Below are 16,275 nucleotides of genomic sequence, written 5' to 3' on the forward strand. Positions count from 1 at the left end.
TCAGCCGATTCCGGGGATGAGGGAGAGGAGCAGATCGATGATCTTGATGCCGATGAACGGGGCGATCAGGCCGCCGAGTCCGTAGATGCCGAGGTTGCGGCGGAGCATCGAGTCGGCGCTGGAGGGCCGGTAGCGCACGCCCTTGAGGGCGAGCGGCACGAGGGCCACGATGATCAGCGCGTTGAAGATGACGGCGGACAGGATCGCCGACTCGGGCGAGGCCAGGCCCATGATGTTGAGCTTGTCGAGGCTCGGGTAGGCGACGGCGAACATCGCGGGGATGATCGCGAAGTACTTCGCGACGTCGTTGGCGATGGAGAAGGTCGTCAGGGCGCCGCGGGTGATGAGGAGCTGCTTGCCGATCTCGACGATCTCGATGAGCTTGGTCGGGTTGGAGTCGAGGTCGACCATGTTGCCGGCCTCCTTCGCGGCCGACGTGCCCGTGTTCATCGCGACGCCGACGTCGGCCTGCGCGAGCGCGGGGGCGTCGTTGGTGCCGTCGCCGGTCATCGCGACCAGCTTGCCGCCCGCCTGCTCCCGCTTGATGAGGGCCATCTTGTCCTCGGGGGTGGCCTCGGCGAGGAAGTCGTCGACGCCGGCCTCCTCGGCGATGGCCTTCGCGGTCAGCGGATTGTCACCCGTGATCATGACCGTCTTGATGCCCATGCGGCGCAGTTCGTCGAACCGCTCCCGCATGCCCTCCTTCACGACGTCCTTCAGGTGGATGACGCCGAGGACGCGGGCGCCCTTGTCGTCCTTCACGGCCACGAGCAACGGGGTGCCGCCGGCTTCGGAGATCCTGTTCGCCAGGACGTCGGCGTCGTCGGCGACCTCGCCGCCCAGCTCACGGACCCAGTTGACGACCGAACCGGCCGCTCCCTTACGGGTCTGCCTGCCGTCCACGTCGACGCCGGACATCCGGGTCTGGGCGGTGAACTCGATCCAGGTGGCCAGTGCCAGTTCGCCCTGGTGGCGCTCGCGCAGGCCGTACTTCTCCTTGGCGAGAACCACGACGGAACGGCCTTCGGGCGTCTCGTCGGCGAGCGAGGAGAGCTGGGCGGCGTCCGCCAGCTCGGCCGCGGTGGTGCCCTTGACCGGCACGAACTCGGCCGCCTGGCGGTTGCCCAGCGTGATGGTGCCGGTCTTGTCCAGGAGCAGGGTCGACACGTCGCCGGCGGCCTCGACCGCGCGGCCGGACATGGCGAGGACGTTGCGCTGCACGAGCCGGTCCATGCCGGCGATGCCGATAGCGGAGAGCAGGGCGCCGATCGTCGTCGGGATCAGGCAGACCAGGAGCGCCGTGAGGACGATCAGGGAGGTCTGCTTGTCGGCACCGGCGTAGAGGGCGAAGGGCTTCAGCGTCACGACCGCGAGCAGGAAGACGATCGTGAGAGACGCCAGGAGGATGTTGAGCGCGATCTCGTTGGGCGTCTTCTGCCGTGCGGCGCCCTCGACCAGGCTGATCATCCGGTCGATGAACGTCTCGCCGGGCTTCGTCGTGATCTTGACGACGATCCGGTCGGAGAGGACCTTGGTACCGCCGGTGACCGCGCAGCGGTCGCCGCCGGACTCCCGGATCACCGGAGCGGACTCGCCGGTGATCGCGGACTCGTCGACGCTGGCGACGCCCTCGACGACGTCGCCGTCGCCGGGGATGATGTCGCCGGCCTCGCAGACCACCAGGTCACCGATCGTCAGCTCGGTGCCCGGGACCCGCTCCTCGTTCGTACCGGTGATCCTGCGGGCGACGGTGTCGGTCTTGGCCTTGCGCAGGGTGTCCGCCTGCGCCTTGCCCCGGCCTTCCGCGACCGCCTCCGCCAGGTTGGCGAAGACGGTGGTCAGCCACAGCCAGGCGGTGATCGCCCAGCCGAACCAGTCGCCCGGGTTCCTGACCGCCAGGACGGTGGTGACCACCGAGCCGACGAGGACCACGAACATGACGGGCGACTTGATCATCACGCGCGGGTCGAGCTTCCTGACCGCGTCGGGGAAGGACTTGATCAGTTGCCCGGGATCGAACAGACCTCCGCCGATCCGCCCCGGGGCCTGGTGCCCTCCGGCCGGGTCGCCGTGGGGCGCCTTGGGGGCGGTCGTCGTGGTGGACATGTCGTCCTCGTGCTTCTTCAGGTCGTTGGTCATGCCGCGAGCCCTTCGGCGAGCGGTCCCAGCGCGAGGGCGGGGAAGTAGGTGAGACCGGTGATGATCATGATGGTGCCGACGAGGAGACCGGTGAACAGCGGCTTCTCCGTGCGAAGCGTGCCCGCCGTCTCGGGGACGGGGGTCTGCGCGGCCAGCGAGCCGGCCAGGGCGAGGACGAACACCATCGGCAGGAACCGGCCGAGGAGCATCGCGATGCCGATCGTGGTGTTGAACCACTGCGTGTCCGCGTTCAGCCCCGCGAAGGCCGAGCCGTTGTTGTTGGCTCCGGAGGTGTACGCGTACAGGATCTCGGAGAATCCGTGCGCGCCGGAGTTGGTCATCGAGTGCGCCGGGGTGTCCAGGACGAACGAGGCCGCCGTGAAGCAGAGCACCAGCGCCGGGGTGACGAGGATGTAGCAGGCCGCGAACTTGATCTCGCGGGTGCCGATCTTCTTGCCCAGGTACTCCGGGGTGCGGCCGACCATCAGACCGGCGATGAACACCGCGATGATCGCCATGATCAGCATGCCGTAGAGGCCGGAGCCGACACCGCCGGGCGCGATCTCGCCGAGCTGCATGCCCAGCAGGTTGATGCCGCCGCCGAAACCGGTGTTCGACGAGTGGAAGGAGTTCACCGCGCCGGTCGACGTCAGCGTCGTGGCCACCGAGAAGATCGCGGAGGCACTGATGCCGAACCGGGTCTCCTTGCCCTCCATCGCCCCGCCGGCCAGCTCGAACGCCGGGCCCTTGCCCGCGAACTCGGTCCACATCATCAGCGCCGTGAACCCGACCCAGATAGCGGCCATCGTGCCGAGGATCGCGTACCCCTGCTTCAGCGACCCGACCATCCGGCCGAAGGTCCGCGTCAACGCGAAGGGGATGACCAGGATCAGGTAGACCTCGAAGAGGTTGGAGAGACCGTTGGGGTTCTCGAAGGGGTGGGCGGAGTTGGCGTTGAAGTAGCCGCCGCCGTTCGTGCCCAGCTCCTTGATGACCTCCTGCGAGGCGACGGCGCCGCCGTTCCACTGCTGCGTCCCGCCCATGAACTGGCCGACCTCGTGGATGCCGGCGAAGTTCTGGATCGCGCCGCACGCCACCAGGACGAGGGCGCCGACCACCGAGATCGGCAGCAGGACGCGGACCGTGCCCCGGACCAGGTCGGCCCAGAAGTTGCCCAGCTCGCCGGTGCGCGACCGGGCGAAACCGCGGACCAGCGCGACGGCGACGGCGATGCCGACGGCGGCCGAGACGAAGTTCTGCACGGCGAGGCCGCCGGTCTGCACGACGTGGCCCATGGCCTGCTCGCCGTAGTACGACTGCCAGTTGGTGTTCGCGACGAAGGACGCGGCGGTGTTGAACGCCTGGTCCGGGTCGATCGACACGAAGCCGAGCGAGCCGGGCAGCGAGCCCTGCACCCGCTGGAGCAGGTAGAGGAAGAGGACGCTCACCGCGGAGAAGGCGAGCACCCCGCGCAGGTAGGCGGGCCAGCGCATCTCGACCGACGGGTTCGCGCCGATCGCCTTGTAGATCCACTTCTCCGGCCTCAGGTGCTTCTCCGAGGAGTACACCTTCGCCATGTGGTCACCCAGCGGCCGGTACGACAGGCCGAGCGCGATGATCAACGCCAGAAGCTGGAGGACTCCAGCCAGAACAGGACTCATATCCGTGCTCAGAACCTCTCCGGCTTGACGAGGGCGAGGACGAGATAGACGAGGAGGGCGGCGGCCACCAGCAGACCGACGATGTTCTCGGCACTCACAGCTTGGCCACCCCCTTGGCGATGAAGGCCACCAGCGCGAAGACCGCGACCGTGGTGACGACGAAGGCCACGTCGGCCATCGTGAGCTCCCGGATGCAGGAAGAAGGAAGAACGGATTCTCGGACAAGACGAGGAAATCGCCTTTCGGCCACCGATCGGCTCTCGTTGACGGCCCTCTGACGCCCCGCAGCGCTCTCTTGACGCGTCCCCTACGCCTCTCGATCTCCCGAAGCGGAACCCGGCCACTCTCCCGGGCTTCGCGCCTGCGGCAGGGCGGGTGCGGCTACTCGTACCGCGGGAGCGATGCTCTACCCGCACCGCACCGCGGCCCCGCCCCGGCCGGTGAGGCGCGGGCCGGCGCCGGCTGCGCCGGGCTGCTCCGGGAGGACGACGTACGGGAGCGGGCGAGCCGGGTCGTCCGGTGCAGCCGCTCCAGGTGTGTGGCGTCCGTGACGGCCACCCGCTTCATGGTTCGCCCGTACGCGGCCGGCTGGGACACGATCAAGCCGACGACCAGGAGCAGGACGGCGGTCTCGACGTCGGCACGGTCCTGGACGTGGAAGCTCTGGTACGGCTCGGTGTGGAAGAAGTCGGACCATGCGGCGGCCGACAGGGCGGCGAGCGCGCCGGCGAGGCGGTTGCCGAGGGCGGACACGGCGACCACCACGACGACGAGCAGCAGCGCGAGGTTCGTGTGCGTGACGGACGTCCGCAGCGGCAGCAGCACGAGCGCCGCGGCAGACGGGGCCACGGCTCCGGCGGTGACGGCGACGGCGACGGCGTCCCGAAGTGGAATCCTCATGATTTACCTCGGAGGATCCGGCCCCGTACTGCCCCCGACACGTCAAGGCTCCGCCCGGTGCGGCGTGGAGGGCAGCGGGCGGAGCGGTCTTCTACGGATCCCTGACGGCCCGGGGGGGGCGGTGTCAGCAGCGGAAGCGGAGCCGGCAGACGACCGCGTCCGTGTCGCGGCGGACGGCGTGGGCGACGACGGCACCCCGCTGGTTCTGCAGGGCGCGCTGCCACAGGCGCTCGGGCTCGGCCTCCGGGATCAGGACGGTGACCCGGGTGCCGGGTTCGGTCGCTCCCAGGTCGCGCACGTAGGCGGTGATGGGCCGGCCGAGGGAGCGGCGTTCGGAAGGGAGCCGTACCAGGGGGACACCGGGGTTCCACAGCGCCCAGTCGCGTTCGAGCGCCTCGGTGGCCACCTGGTCCTCGGCATCGGGGTGGCAGACCGTGAGGGCGCGGACCTCGTCGCCGAGGGACACGGCCGCCGTCAGCGCCTCGCTGGTGACGCGGGTCAGCGAGGAGACGGGCACCAGGACGAGGGAACGCTCGCGGTGCGGAGCCTCCGGAATCCGGCCGACGCCCAGACGCTCGCCGATCCGGCCGTACGCCCGGTGGACCGTCTCGAAGAGGGCCACGAGCAGCGGCAGCGCGATCACGATCAGCCAGGCGCCGTCGTGGAACTTGGTGGCCGTGACCACGAGCGCGGAGACACCTGTCAGGACGGCGCCGAGGCCGTTCAGCAGGGACTTCCCGATCCACTGGGGTCCGCGCTCGCGGCGCCAGTGCAGGACCATGCCGGTCTGGGCGATGGTGAAACCGACGAAGACGCCGATCGCGAAGAGCGGGACGAGGGTGTTGGTGTCCCCGCCCGAGAAGACGAGCAGCCCGGCGGAGACGACGGCCAGCCAGACGACGCCGTGGCGGTGGACCTGGCGGTCGGCCTTGAGACCGAAGACGTGGGGCAGGTAGTTGTCGCGGGCGAGCAGTCTCAGGAGGACGGGCAGCCCGCCGAAGGAGGTGTTCGCGGACAGCGCGAGCAGCACCATCGTGGCGAACTGAACCACGTAGAAGGCCCAGTTGTGCCCGAGGGAGGCGTCGGCCAGCTGCGCGAGGACGGTGACGCCCTCGACCGGCTGGAGACCGAAGCGGGAGATCAGCACGGACAGGCCGATCAGCATCACGCCGAGCAGTGCGCCCAGGGCGACCTCGGCGCGCATGGCGCGGCGGGCGGCGGGGGCGCGGAACGAGGGCACCGCGTTCGCTATCGCCTCCACGCCGGTGAGCGCCGAGCAGCCCGAGGCGAACGCCTTGAGGAGGAGCAGGGCGCCCACGGTGGTGGCGTTGTCGGCGAGGACGGAGGCGTGACCGTCGGACGCGGCCGTGGAGACGGGGGCGTCGCGGAACAGCCCGACGACGATGAGCACGAGGATCGCGCCGATGAAGACGGCGGTCGGGACGATGAAGGCACGCGCCGACTCGACGATCCCCCGCAGGTTCACGCCCGTGATCAGCACCAGTACGGCGAGGCAGATCCCCAGGCGGTCCCCGTGGAGCTCGGGGACCGCCGAGGTGAGGGCGGCGACACCGGCCGTCACGGCGACGGCCACGTTCAGGACGTAGTCCAGGACGAGCGAGCCGGCGGCCACCAGGCTCGTCCGCCGGCCGAGGTGCGTCCTGGCGACCGCGTACGACCCCCCGCCGTCCGGGAAGGCGGCGATGACCTGCCGGTACGAGGCCACGAGCACGGCCAGCAGGCCCGCGATGGCCAGCGTGACCGGCAGCGTGAAGCCGAGGCCGTAACCGCCGGCCGCCGCGAGAACGAGGACGATGGCCTCGGGCCCGTACGCGACCGAGGCCATCGCGTCCAGGGAGAGCGCGGCGAGCCCGGTGACAGCGGTCAGCTTGTGGCGCGCACCGGTATCCGGGGGCTCCTCGGCGACGGGCGCGGCCCCGTTCTCGGTGGTCGGAGCGGACATGTGGGGGTCTCCTTCGTGCTCAGGTCCGCTCAGGGTGTCCCCCGGCCCGCGTGGTTCCCGCGCCTCCTGGCGCGTTCCTTGCGCCGAGTACCGGGCTCTTCACGGGTTCTTGACGCCAAGCTGTCGGCCGTGGGGCGCAGGGGAGCGGGCCTCCGGGCTACGGTCGTGCCATGGACCGCAACAGATCGCGGACATCCGCGGACCTCCGCATGCGTCGTGTGTCCCTGTCCCTCGCCGCCGTGGCGCTGCCCGTCTGCCTCCTCGGAGTCGTCCAGGACGCCGTGTGGGTGCTCGGCGCAGGTGCCTGGCTGCTCGTCGCGGCCATCCTCATCGAACTCGTCTACCGCCCCTGAGGTCGCCGGCGAGGCCCTGTCGGCGCGCGCCGGCACGCGGCATCCCCGCGTCCAGGTCGGCTGACGCCCGGGGTGACCCCGAGAGGCCACGGACCCGACGGCCACCGCGGTCTCGTGGGCCGCACCGGTGCCCGAGAGACGTGCCCCGCCGGTTCCGTCGCGACGGAAGGGGCGGGGCACGGTTGCGCAGTACGGGTCAGGGGGTCCGGGTCGCGTGTCCGATCTCGCGGGCGGCCCTCGGCGACGTCCGGGCGGTCGACGGGCCGGTGAACGCGGGGGCGGTGAGCGTCGGATCGACGGTCGGAAGCTCGATGTCGAGCGGCTCGGCGAGCGAGCGCACGACCGACTCGGAGGGCCGGATCCATGGACGGCCTTGGGTCCTGCGGGCTCGGGCGCCAGGGGTACTTCGTCCGGTTCGTCGAGGGGCTCAGTACACGGTTCCGTCCGCGCGCCGGCCGGGCGAGCGGGTCAGCGTGCTGATGGTGTCGTGCTTGACCCAGCTGCCCGTCGCGGTGCCGTCAGGGCTTCGGTTGAGGGACACGCCGTCGGAGTTGGCCTGGCTCGAGGTGTAGGTCATCGACTGGACCGTCGTTCCGGCCGAGTCCCGGAGGATGACCTGGTCACCGCTGTTGGACAGGTTGAGGCCGCCGGTGGTCGCCGCCACCGCCACGATGCCGCCGGGGATCGCGGAGCCGGCACCGAACACGGTGATCGCCTTGCCGGGCTGCAGTGTCGTCCCGGCCGCGAACGTGTGCCGCACCGCCGACGCGTCCCGGACGGTCCAGCCGGCGATGCTGACGGCCGTGCCGCCGGTGTTCACGATCTCCACCGCCTCGCCGTCGGTGCTGCTGCCCGGTTCGTTGGCCAGGACCTCGTTGATGACGACACCGGCGGTTCCGCCGCCGCCACCACCGCCGATGACGAAGTCGTAGCGGGCCAGCACCGGGTAGTGGTCGCTGGTCGTCGTCGCGTAGTTCGGGACATAGGGCTGGGGCTGGAAGGCGGTCGCCGAGCCGGCGACGTACTTCGCCTGCACCTCGTCGGTGGTGAGCTGGTGGTCGATGAAGTCCGGGTAGCTCGTCGTCGACGCCACCCCTGCCAGGGACAGGGCACGCGTCGGGAACGTGTAACGCGCCGCGTCGTTCACGAAATTGGCGTAGGGCGAAGCCTTCTGGGAGGTGATGGAGGTGTCCACGTCGTCGTTCCAGTCACCGACGACGAAGACGTTCTGTGTGGGGTAGGTCGTGTCGAGGTAGGACTTGAGCGCCTGCGACGCGGGGTTGCGAAGGTTCCACGCCTCCTGGGTGGACCCGGCCTTCGCGTGCAGGACGATGAAGACGAGGTCGCGGGTGACGCCGTCGAACGTGCCGCGCAGCGTGAACTCCACCGGCGGGCGGCCGGCGAAGTTGCTGTTCTGGCCGGTGAGGATGACCTTCGCGCTCACCAGGGTGGCCATGTCGGCGCGCCAGACGAGGGCGACCTTCTGCTCGGTGTCGCCGAAGTCCGAGTAGTACTGCGCACCGTTCGTCACGATCGGGTCGTTGGCCACGACCCCGGTGTACCCGGGCATTCCGGCCACGAGTGTGTCGAACGCCGAGGTGCTGACGACCTCGGAGAGGCCCCACACGTCCATGTCGGCGCCCGCCATGACGTCGCGGACGTTCTGCTGTTGCAGCGCCTCGTCGGTCGGGCCGAAGTCCGGCGCACCGAACCACTCGACGTTCCAGTTGCCGACGTCGAGCTGCGTCGGCGATCCCTGCGACGGAACGGAGGCGGCGGCACGCGCCACGGGGGCGGTGGTGAGCGTTGCCAGCGTCATGGCGGCGGCCAGGAGGGCTGCGCCGAGCACGCCGATGCGGCGGCGGCTTCTGTCAGGTATACGACAAAGTTGCACGAAGGTGCCTTTCGCGAGCGGTTGCGGACGGTTCGCGCGCCGCACCGGTCGCGTGGGGAGGAACACGCCGTGGCGGCAGGGCAGTTCTAGGCGCGCCGGGTTGCACGCGGGGGACCGGAAGGTTTCCTCCGCATGTCACTTCTACGCGCGTTGCGCAGTGTGCACCGACTGCCGGACGGTACGCCATACCCCGTACAGGCCGGACCTGTTGAACCTCGCCTTGGTGTGCCGCTCCTCGCGGGCACCCGAGGCCGGAACGGCGGCCGCACACCACCGCCCAGCGCGAGCATTCCGCTCCCGTCCGCCGGCCCCCGACGGTCCCGGCCTCACTCCCCCGGGGTCGCTGATCCGCGATCGACGGTGTGGGTCACCTCCGGTGTCGGCTGCGGCGGGTGGGCGCGCCGGCGGCGGAGCCAGAGGTAGAGCATCGAGCTCGGCAGCAGGACGCCGGTGAGGGTGAAGGCGAGGAAGGCCGTCAGGCCGCTGATGTGGCTGACCAGCCAGGCGAAGTTCTGCCCGAAGAAGCCGACGACGAAGGAGAGCGGGAGGAACACGCTCGCGAGGATCGTGAGCCGCTCCATCGTGGCGCTCTGCCGGAGGTTGATCTTGTTCTGCTCGACGGAGATGACCGCGATGTTCGCTTCGAGCACGGTGGTCAGGAGGTCACGTTGGGCGGCGACCTCCTCGTTGACCAGCAGGAGGTGGTCGTGCACGTCACGGATGTACGGCTGAAGCAGGGGCGGCGACTTGCCGGCCTGCAGGCGCCGTCCGAGGACGGCGAGCAGCGGGTGGACGGCGCGGTAGAAGTCGGTGGCCTCGCGGCGCAGGAAGTAGATCCGTTCGGTGGGAGCGACCGCGCCGGAGAACACGGTGGCCTCGATCTGCTCGATGTCGCGTTCGAGCTCCTCGACGACCGGCGCGTAGCCGTCCACCACCTGGTCGACGATGGCCCACACCGTGGACGCGCTGCCGGTCTTCAGCAGCTCGGGGCGGCTTTCGAGCCGGCTCCGGGCTTCGTGCAGCTCGCTCGCGATGCCCTGGCGAACCGTGATCACGAAGTGTTCGGCGAGGAAGATGCTGATCTCGCCGGTGTCGACCTCCTCCCGCTCGTCGTCGTAGCGGGCCGTGCGGATGATGAGCAGTTCGGTGCCGTCCTCGTACTGCTCGGCCTTCGGCCGCAGGTGGAACGTCCGGGCGTCCTCGACGGCGAGCTCGTGCAGTCCGAAGACCTCCCGGACCCGGCTCAGCTCCTCGGGGGCCGGTTCGAACATGCCCAGCCACACGAACCCGCCCAGCTTGCTGTGCGCGGCCGCCTGCTCCAGTGGCATCGCGCCCTCGTGCTGCCGACACCCGTCCTGGTAGTGAGCGCAGTCGACGATCATGGCAGCCTCCTCGCGGCCGGCCGACGTGCGCCGTCTCCTGTCCACCGGCGGCGTGGCGCGCCGTGCCGGCCTCACAGGAATAGATGTTCCTCCGAGTCGTCGGGAATGTCCCGTCCGGACCGGGCCTGCACTGCCCTGCGGCCGCCGCCGCTCGGCGTCCTCCTCGACGGTCCGCCGACGCCGCACTGCGGGGGCGTAGCACCTCTGACCTGCGGAGACAACAAGCCGGTCAGACGCTGACGACCTCGATGCCGGCCTCGGTGAGGCGGGCGGCCATGTCGGGGGTGAGGCCGGAGTCGGTGACGAGGACGTCGACGCGGTCGAGGTCGCAGATGCGGGCGAAGGCGCGCTTGCCCATCTTGGAGGAGTCGGTGGCGAGGACGACCTTGCGGGCGCGCTCGGCGAAGAGCCGGCTGATGTCGGCCTCGTCCTCGTGGTGGGTCATGACGCCGAGCTCCGGGTCGACGCCGTCGACGCCGAGGACGGCGACGTCGAGGACGACCTCGTCGAGGACTCCGCGGGTCAGCGGACCGACCAGTTCGTAGGTCTGGGGGCGGGCGACGCCGCCGGTCAGGACGATCTTGAACTGGGGGCGGACGGCCAGTTCGCCCGCGATGTTCAGGGCGTTGGTCACGATGGTGAACGTCGGGCCGGAGGTGTTCTCCGCCGCCCCGCCGGTCGTCCGGAGCGCCAGGGCACGGGCCACCTCGGTGGTGGTGGTGCCGCCGTTGAGGCCGACGACCTCGCCCTCGCGGAGGAGTTCGGCCACGGCGGCGGCGATGCGCTGCTTCTCGGAGACCTGGCGCGACGACTTGTAGCGCAGGGGGAGTTCATAGGAGACGCCGTGCGCGATGGCGCCTCCGCGCGTACGGACGAGCAGTTTCTGGTCGGCCAGCTCGTCGAGGTCGCGGCGGATGGTCGCGGGCGACACCGCCACCGCCACGGCCGCCTCCTCGACGTCGAGCGCCCCGTCCACCGCGAGCAGCTCCAGCAGCCTGCTCCACCGCTCCTGCTTGGACATGCGTCGCGCCCCTTTGTGCCCCGGTCCTCGGTGTGCGCACGGCCGCCGGGCGGGCCGACGGGCCGGATCCGCCGCCCTGGACGACGTGCGCGGACTCGATCGTATCGGTGCGGCTCCCGCGGCCCTCCGGTCCGGCCGCTCTCCGCGCTCTCCGGCGCCTTCGGGGCGCTGCCTCTGGACGTAGAGGACTCTTCGATGTTTACTCCACTCATCAATCTTGCTCGAAGTTGCTCGAATGGCCTTGCTTTACATCAGATTCCACCATGGAGATGGTTCGACGTTGATGGATGGTCCTCACTCCCCGGGCACGGCTGCGCAGGCGGTCTTCTCAGGTCACGGCCGCGGTCCCGCCCTCGACGAGGCGCCCGGGTCCTGTGTGCTCGGCATCGACGTCGGCGGCACCGGTATGAAGGGGGCGGTCTTCGACCGGGACATGCGGCCGCTGGAGAGCGTGCGCAGGCCGACTCCCCGCGGCGACGGGCCCGAAGCGGTCGAGGACGCCGTCGCCGACACCCTGCTCGTACTGAGCGGGGCGGCCACCCGGCGCGGGCTGCGGGTCCGGCACGCGGGTGTGGTCGTCCCCGGCATCGTCGACGACGCGCGCGAGCGGGCCGTCCGGTCGGCCAACATCGGGTGGCGCGACCTCCCACTCGCCGGACTCCTGGAGGCGCGTACCGGACTGCGGGTGACGCTCGGCCACGACGTACGCGCCGGAGGGCTGGCCGAGGGCGCGCTCGGGGCGGCCCGGGGTGCCCGGGACGTGCTCTTCGTGGCGATCGGGACCGGTGTCGCGGCGGCGATCGTCAGCGACGGCAGGCCGGTCCTGGCCGGAGGATACGCGGGGGAACTGGGCCATGTGGTGGTCGAGTCGCCCGGGCGGCGGTGCGCCTGCGGTGGTTCCGGGTGCCTGGAGACCGTGGCGTCCGCGTCCGCGGTGGCGGAGGCGTACAGCGCGCGCAGCGGCCGCGCCGTGACCGGCGCGGCCGACGTCGCGGAGCTGACGGAACGCGGCGACCCGGTGGCCGGCGCGGTGTGGCGGCGGGCCACGGAGGGTCTGGCCGACGCGCTGGCCACCGCCACGACGCTGCTGGGGCCCGAACTGATCGTGCTGGGGGGCGGCTTGGCCGAGGCCGGCCGGCTGCTGCTCGACCCCGTACGCGCAGGACTGGACGAACGCCTCGGATTCCAGCGCCGTCCCACGCTGGTCCGGGCCGAACTCGGAGACCGCGCCGGGTGCCTGGGAGCGGGACTCACCGCCTGGCGGGCAGCCGACGCCATGACCGCCGTACGCACGGGAGCGACCGCGCCGTGATCCTCACCGTCACCCTCAACGCGGCCCTCGACGTCACCTGGGAGGTCGAGAGCCTGCGCCCCCGTGCCTCCCACCGCGTGGGCGCCGCCCACGAGCGGGCCGGCGGCAAGGGCGTCAACGTCGCCCGCGTCCTGGCCCACCTCGGCCACGACCCGGTCGTCACCGGCCTCGTGGGCGGGGACACCGGCCGTCTGATCAGGGACGGAGTGCGGGCCGCGGGCCTGCGCGAGGCGTTCCTGGAGGTGGCCGGTGCCTCGCGCCGCACCCTGGCCGTCGTCAGCCACGACGACGGCGACGCGACCGTCTTCAACGGAAGCGGACCGGACGTCACCCCCGCCGAGTGGCGGCGCTTCCTGCGCCACTACGCGTCACTGCTGGCCGACGTGCGGGTGGTGGTCCTCAGCGGCAGCACGCCCCCCGGCCTGCCGGAGGACGCCTACGCGCAACTGATCCGCACGGCCGCGGCCTCCGGGGCGCGCACCGTGCTCGACACCGGTGGAGCCGCCCTGCTCCGCGCACTGCCCGCCCGCCCGGACGTGGTCAAGCCCAACGCCCCCGAGATCACCGCGGCTACGGGCCGCGAGCACCTGGCGGAGGGCGCGGCCATGTTGCGCGGGCGGGGTGCCGGGGCGGTCGTCGTGTCCGCCGGGGCGGCCGGCCTGTACGCGCTGACGCCCGACGGCGCCTGGCGTGCGGCGCCTCCCGAGCGGCTCTCCGGCAACCCGACCGGCGCCGGCGACGCCTGCGTGGCCGCGATCGCGGCCGGGCTGTGGGACGGGGCCGCCTGGCCGGACCTCCTGCGCGAGGCGGTGGCGCTCTCGGCCGCCGCGGTCCCCTGCCCGGCCGCCGGAGACGTCGACGCGGCGGTCCACCGCCGGTTCCTCGCCGGAGTCTCCGTCGAGGAGGTGGCGCCGACCCCCACCGCGTGAGCCTCTCCCCGCTCACACAGCCCCTCCCCGCCCGCACAGGCCCCCCGACCGGCCCGCCTCTCCCCCGCCCTTCCCGAACGCTAGGAATCCCGTGACCACCTTCGAAACGTCCCGCACCTCGGCCGAGATCGCGTCCCAGCCCGACACATGGAGCCGAGCGGCCGGCTCCGTCGCGTCCCACACCGGCGCGCTGCCCCGGCGCGGAGAGCGCGTCGCCGTCGTCGGCTGCGGCACCTCCTGGTTCATGGCCCACGCCTACGCGCGCTTGCGGGAGAGCGGCGGGCACGGCGAGACCGACGCCTTCGCGGCCTCCGAGTTCCCCACCGGCCGCACCTACGACCGGATCGTGGCCCTCACCCGCTCCGGCACCACCACCGAGGTCCTCGACCTGCTGGCCCGGGTCAGGGGCGCGGTGGCGACCACCGCCCTCACCGCCGACCCCGCCACACCGGTCATGACCCTCGCGGACCACGTCGTCGTCCTCGACTTCGCGGACGAGGAGTCGGTGGTGCAGACCCGCTTCGCCACCACCGCCCTGGTACTGCTCCGTGCACACCTGGAGGCCGAGGGCGCGCTGCCCGCGGGCGTCCGCCCCGTCGCCGGGGCCGTCGAGGACGCCCGGCGCGCCCTCGGCGCACCGCTGGGACCCGACCTGTGCGGGGCCGAGCAGATCACCTTCCTCGGTACGGGATGGTCGTACGGCCTCGCCCTCGAAGCGGGGCTGAAGATGCGCGAGGCCGCCGGAGCCTGGACCGAGGCGTACCCCGCCATGGAGTACCGCCACGGCCCGATCAGCATCACCGGTCCCGGCCGTGTCGCCTGGCTGTTCGGCCCGGCCCCGCACGGCCTCGCCGACGACGTGGCCCGTGTCGGCGGTCTGTTCCGGGGTGCCTCGACGGACGCGCCGGGGGGCCTCGACCCGCTCGCCGACCTGATCGTCGCCCAGCGGCTGGCCGTCCGCCTCGCCGAGGCCCGCGGCTACGACCCCGACCGTCCCCGCAACCTCACCCGCTCCGTGGTGCTCGACCCGCCCTCCGCGTAGAGGCGCCGCCGCCCGCGCCTCTCCTCCTTCCGCCGACTTCCGCCGACTTCCGCCGACTTCCGCCCGCAGCACCCGTGCCGACGCCGTACCGGCTCCTCGGCGATCGCCTTCGTGGAGAACCCCATGCCCCTCACGTCCACCGACGACATCGTCGGCCCCGCCTACGCGGGCGCCTCCGGCGTCGGAGCGTTCAACGTCGTCCAGATCGAGCACGCCGAGGCGATCGTCGCCGGAGCCGAGCAGGCCGGACTGCCGGTCATCCTGCAGATCAGCGAGAACACCGCCCGATATCACGGTGCGCTCGCCCCGATCGGCCTCGCGTCCCTCGCGCTGGCCCGGGCCGCGGCCGTCCCCGTCGCGGTGCACCTCGACCACGCCGAGACCGTCGCCCTCGTCCACGAGGCGGTGGAACTGGGCTTCACCTCCGTGATGTTCGACGCCTCCCGGCTCTCCTACGCGGCCAACGTCGCCGCCACCCGGGAGGTCACCGAGCACTGCCACCGCGCCGACGTCCGGGTCGAGGCCGAACTCGGGGAGGTCGGCGGCAAGGACGGCGCCCACGCACCCGACGTCCGTACCGACCCAGCCGAGGCCAGGGCCTTCGCCGAGGCGACGGCCGTCGACGCGCTGGCCGTGGCGGTGGGCAGCTCCCACGCCATGGCGACCCGGGACGCCGGCCTCGACTTCGGCCTGATCGCCCGCCTCCGGGACTCCCTCGGCATACCCCTGGTCCTGCACGGCTCCTCGGGGGTCGACGACGCGAACCTCGCCAAGGCGGTCGCCGCCGGAATGACGAAGATCAACATCTCGACCCACCTCAACCGGCTCTTCACCCGGGCCGTGCGAGAGCGGCTCCTCGCCGGACCCGACGCCACCGACCCCCGCACGTACCTCGGCCCCGCCCGCGACGCCGTGGCCTCGGAGGTGGCCCGTCTGCTGACGATCCTCGCGGGACGCTGAGCGTCGCCCGTAAGGCCGCGACGGCATGGTTCCGTACGGCCGCGGCAGCCTCCTTCCGTACGGCAGCGACGGCCTCGTCCCGGTCGGCGCCGGGCACCGAGCCGTCCACGAGAGGCGAGCTCCCCTCAAGTCCGGCCTGCCGGACGATAGTTCCGGACCAACGGCGCTGTTGACCGACGCTGCCGCCGGGCCGGTCCGGGCGCCCGGCCCGGTCCGGAGCGGCGTCGCGACGACGCCCGCCGTCGCGACGCCGCTTCCGTCGCGTTCAGATGCTGTTGGCGTCGAGGAGGCGGCGGGTGCGGGGGCTGGCGCCGCCGAGGGAGAGCGGGATGCCGAGGCCGGCGCACATGCGGTGGGCCCGGGCGAGGGCGCTGAGCGTGGCGGGGGTGGGGTCGGCGACGGGGAGCTCGATGACGACCCGGAGGGGGCGGTGGTCCTGGACCAGCGCCTGGATCTGGAGCGCGGCGGCGGCCCGGTTGGTCACGTCCAGGTCGTGGTGGAGGGTGACGTGCAGGGCGTCCGTCCCCACGGTGTGGCTGATGAGCATCGATTCCCTCCGCGCAGGACGAATGGAGGCCCACGACGGTCCATGGCGTGGGCGGTTCGTCCGAGGATGTCACGGGAAGCGCCGTTGCGGCCGTCTCGTGACACGGACGGCGCGGAGTGTCTGACCTGGGAGGCCGAGCGGGTGCCGCACCCGGACCGTGTGCGCGAGGGCG

Annotated in this window: 16 protein-coding genes; 5 read left to right on the forward strand and 11 right to left on the reverse strand. The window is 71.8% G+C overall.

The genetic code is table 11. The features are described 5' to 3' along the window. From kdpB to AB0424_RS18190, 6 genes are all read right to left on the reverse strand, one after another. Positions 1–2,139 (reverse strand): potassium-transporting ATPase subunit KdpB, encoded by a 2,139-nt coding sequence (kdpB, locus tag AB0424_RS18165; RefSeq protein ID WP_366306502.1) that lies wholly within the window; start codon positions 2,137–2,139, stop codon positions 1–3. After that, positions 2,136–3,800, reverse strand: coding sequence for a potassium-transporting ATPase subunit KdpA (gene kdpA, locus AB0424_RS18170; RefSeq protein ID WP_366306504.1), 1,665 nt, complete (start codon positions 3,798–3,800; stop codon positions 2,136–2,138). The genes kdpB and kdpA overlap by 4 nt, the downstream gene beginning before the upstream one ends. Before the next feature lie 8 nt (positions 3,801–3,808). Further along, entirely contained in the window at positions 3,809–3,898 is a 90-nt protein-coding gene (kdpF, locus tag AB0424_RS18175) for a K(+)-transporting ATPase subunit F (RefSeq protein WP_150264922.1), read from the reverse strand. Further along, complete coding sequence (locus AB0424_RS18180) at positions 3,895–4,050, reverse strand: hypothetical protein (RefSeq protein ID WP_366306507.1); 156 nt, start codon at positions 4,048–4,050, stop codon at positions 3,895–3,897. Before AB0424_RS18180 ends, kdpF begins: the two co-directional genes overlap by 4 nt. A 131-nt stretch (positions 4,051–4,181) precedes the next feature. Then, positions 4,182–4,700, reverse strand: coding sequence for a DUF4118 domain-containing protein (locus tag AB0424_RS18185; protein ID WP_366306509.1), 519 nt, complete (start codon positions 4,698–4,700; stop codon positions 4,182–4,184). Positions 4,701–4,824: 124 nt separating this feature from the next. Next, the gene (locus AB0424_RS18190) at positions 4,825–6,663 is read right to left on the reverse strand and encodes an APC family permease (protein WP_366306511.1); all 1,839 of its coding nucleotides are present in this window, start codon (positions 6,661–6,663) and stop codon (positions 4,825–4,827) included. Between the two features lie 170 nt (positions 6,664–6,833). Here AB0424_RS18190 and AB0424_RS18195 point away from each other — a divergent pair, with 170 nt between their 5' ends. Beyond that, positions 6,834–7,016: a hypothetical protein gene (locus tag AB0424_RS18195; protein WP_366306513.1), complete on the forward strand. Its 183-nt coding sequence runs from the start codon at positions 6,834–6,836 to the stop codon at positions 7,014–7,016. 196 nt (positions 7,017–7,212) lie between these two features. Here AB0424_RS18195 and AB0424_RS18200 read toward each other — a convergent pair whose 3' ends face one another. From AB0424_RS18200 to AB0424_RS18215, 4 genes are all read right to left on the reverse strand, one after another. Next, positions 7,213–7,356, reverse strand: coding sequence for a hypothetical protein (locus AB0424_RS18200; protein ID WP_366306515.1), 144 nt, complete (start codon positions 7,354–7,356; stop codon positions 7,213–7,215). An 87-nt stretch (positions 7,357–7,443) separates the two neighbouring features. Beyond that, entirely contained in the window at positions 7,444–8,835 is a 1,392-nt protein-coding gene (locus AB0424_RS18205; protein WP_366306517.1) for a lamin tail domain-containing protein, read from the reverse strand. Positions 8,836–9,236: 401 nt separating this feature from the next. Further along, complete coding sequence (locus tag AB0424_RS18210) at positions 9,237–10,292, reverse strand: magnesium and cobalt transport protein CorA (protein ID WP_366306519.1); 1,056 nt, start codon at positions 10,290–10,292, stop codon at positions 9,237–9,239. A gap of 229 nt (positions 10,293–10,521) precedes the next feature. Further along, complete coding sequence (locus AB0424_RS18215; protein WP_366306521.1) at positions 10,522–11,313, reverse strand: DeoR/GlpR family DNA-binding transcription regulator; 792 nt, start codon at positions 11,311–11,313, stop codon at positions 10,522–10,524. 283 nt (positions 11,314–11,596) lie between these two features. Here AB0424_RS18215 and AB0424_RS18220 point away from each other — a divergent pair, with 283 nt between their 5' ends. The 4 genes from AB0424_RS18220 to AB0424_RS18235 all read left to right on the forward strand — a co-directional run bounded on the left by AB0424_RS18220 (position 11,597) and on the right by AB0424_RS18235 (position 15,556). Then, positions 11,597–12,625, forward strand: a complete 1,029-nt coding sequence (locus AB0424_RS18220) for an ROK family protein (protein WP_366306523.1) — start codon at positions 11,597–11,599, stop codon at positions 12,623–12,625. Further along, entirely contained in the window at positions 12,622–13,554 is a 933-nt protein-coding gene (locus AB0424_RS18225) for a 1-phosphofructokinase family hexose kinase (RefSeq protein WP_366306525.1), read from the forward strand. The genes AB0424_RS18220 and AB0424_RS18225 overlap by 4 nt, the downstream gene beginning before the upstream one ends. 91 nt (positions 13,555–13,645) lie before the next feature. After that, positions 13,646–14,596 (forward strand): sugar isomerase, encoded by a 951-nt coding sequence (locus AB0424_RS18230; RefSeq protein WP_366306527.1) that lies wholly within the window; start codon positions 13,646–13,648, stop codon positions 14,594–14,596. A gap of 123 nt (positions 14,597–14,719) precedes the next feature. Continuing rightward, a complete protein-coding gene (locus AB0424_RS18235) occupies positions 14,720–15,556 on the forward strand; it encodes a class II fructose-bisphosphate aldolase (protein ID WP_366306529.1) in 837 nt (278 codons plus the stop codon). Positions 15,557–15,821: 265 nt separating this feature from the next. On the opposite strand, the gene AB0424_RS18240 is transcribed toward AB0424_RS18235, so the two are convergent. After that, positions 15,822–16,103 carry a hypothetical protein gene (locus tag AB0424_RS18240; RefSeq protein WP_366306531.1) on the reverse strand — a complete coding sequence of 94 codons (282 nt, stop codon included), beginning with the start codon at positions 16,101–16,103 and terminating at the stop codon, positions 15,822–15,824. Between the last annotated feature and the right edge of the window lie 172 nt (positions 16,104–16,275).

Origin of the sequence: Streptomyces sp. NPDC051180 (assembly GCF_040689545.1) — a bacterium.
Lineage (GTDB): Bacteria > Actinomycetota > Actinomycetes > Streptomycetales > Streptomycetaceae > Streptomyces.

What these genes read in the sequence shown, in the direction of transcription:
- kdpB (WP_366306502.1), bottom strand. Translation starts at nt 2,139, where the DNA reads ATGACCAACGACCTGAAGAAGCACGAGGACGACATGTCCACCACGACG.
- kdpA (WP_366306504.1), bottom strand. Translation starts at nt 3,800, where the DNA reads ATGAGTCCTGTTCTGGCTGGAGTCCTCCAGCTTCTGGCGTTGATCATC.
- AB0424_RS18185 (WP_366306509.1), bottom strand. Translation starts at nt 4,700, where the DNA reads ATGAGGATTCCACTTCGGGACGCCGTCGCCGTCGCCGTCACCGCCGGA.
- AB0424_RS18190 (WP_366306511.1), bottom strand. Translation starts at nt 6,663, where the DNA reads ATGTCCGCTCCGACCACCGAGAACGGGGCCGCGCCCGTCGCCGAGGAG.
- AB0424_RS18195 (WP_366306513.1), top strand. Translation starts at nt 6,834, where the DNA reads ATGGACCGCAACAGATCGCGGACATCCGCGGACCTCCGCATGCGTCGT.
- AB0424_RS18205 (WP_366306517.1), bottom strand. Translation starts at nt 8,835, where the DNA reads ATGACGCTGGCAACGCTCACCACCGCCCCCGTGGCGCGTGCCGCCGCC.
- AB0424_RS18210 (WP_366306519.1), bottom strand. Translation starts at nt 10,292, where the DNA reads ATGATCGTCGACTGCGCTCACTACCAGGACGGGTGTCGGCAGCACGAG.
- AB0424_RS18215 (WP_366306521.1), bottom strand. Translation starts at nt 11,313, where the DNA reads ATGTCCAAGCAGGAGCGGTGGAGCAGGCTGCTGGAGCTGCTCGCGGTG.
- AB0424_RS18220 (WP_366306523.1), top strand. Translation starts at nt 11,597, where the DNA reads ATGGATGGTCCTCACTCCCCGGGCACGGCTGCGCAGGCGGTCTTCTCA.
- AB0424_RS18235 (WP_366306529.1), top strand. Translation starts at nt 14,720, where the DNA reads ATGCCCCTCACGTCCACCGACGACATCGTCGGCCCCGCCTACGCGGGC.
- AB0424_RS18240 (WP_366306531.1), bottom strand. Translation starts at nt 16,103, where the DNA reads ATGCTCATCAGCCACACCGTGGGGACGGACGCCCTGCACGTCACCCTC.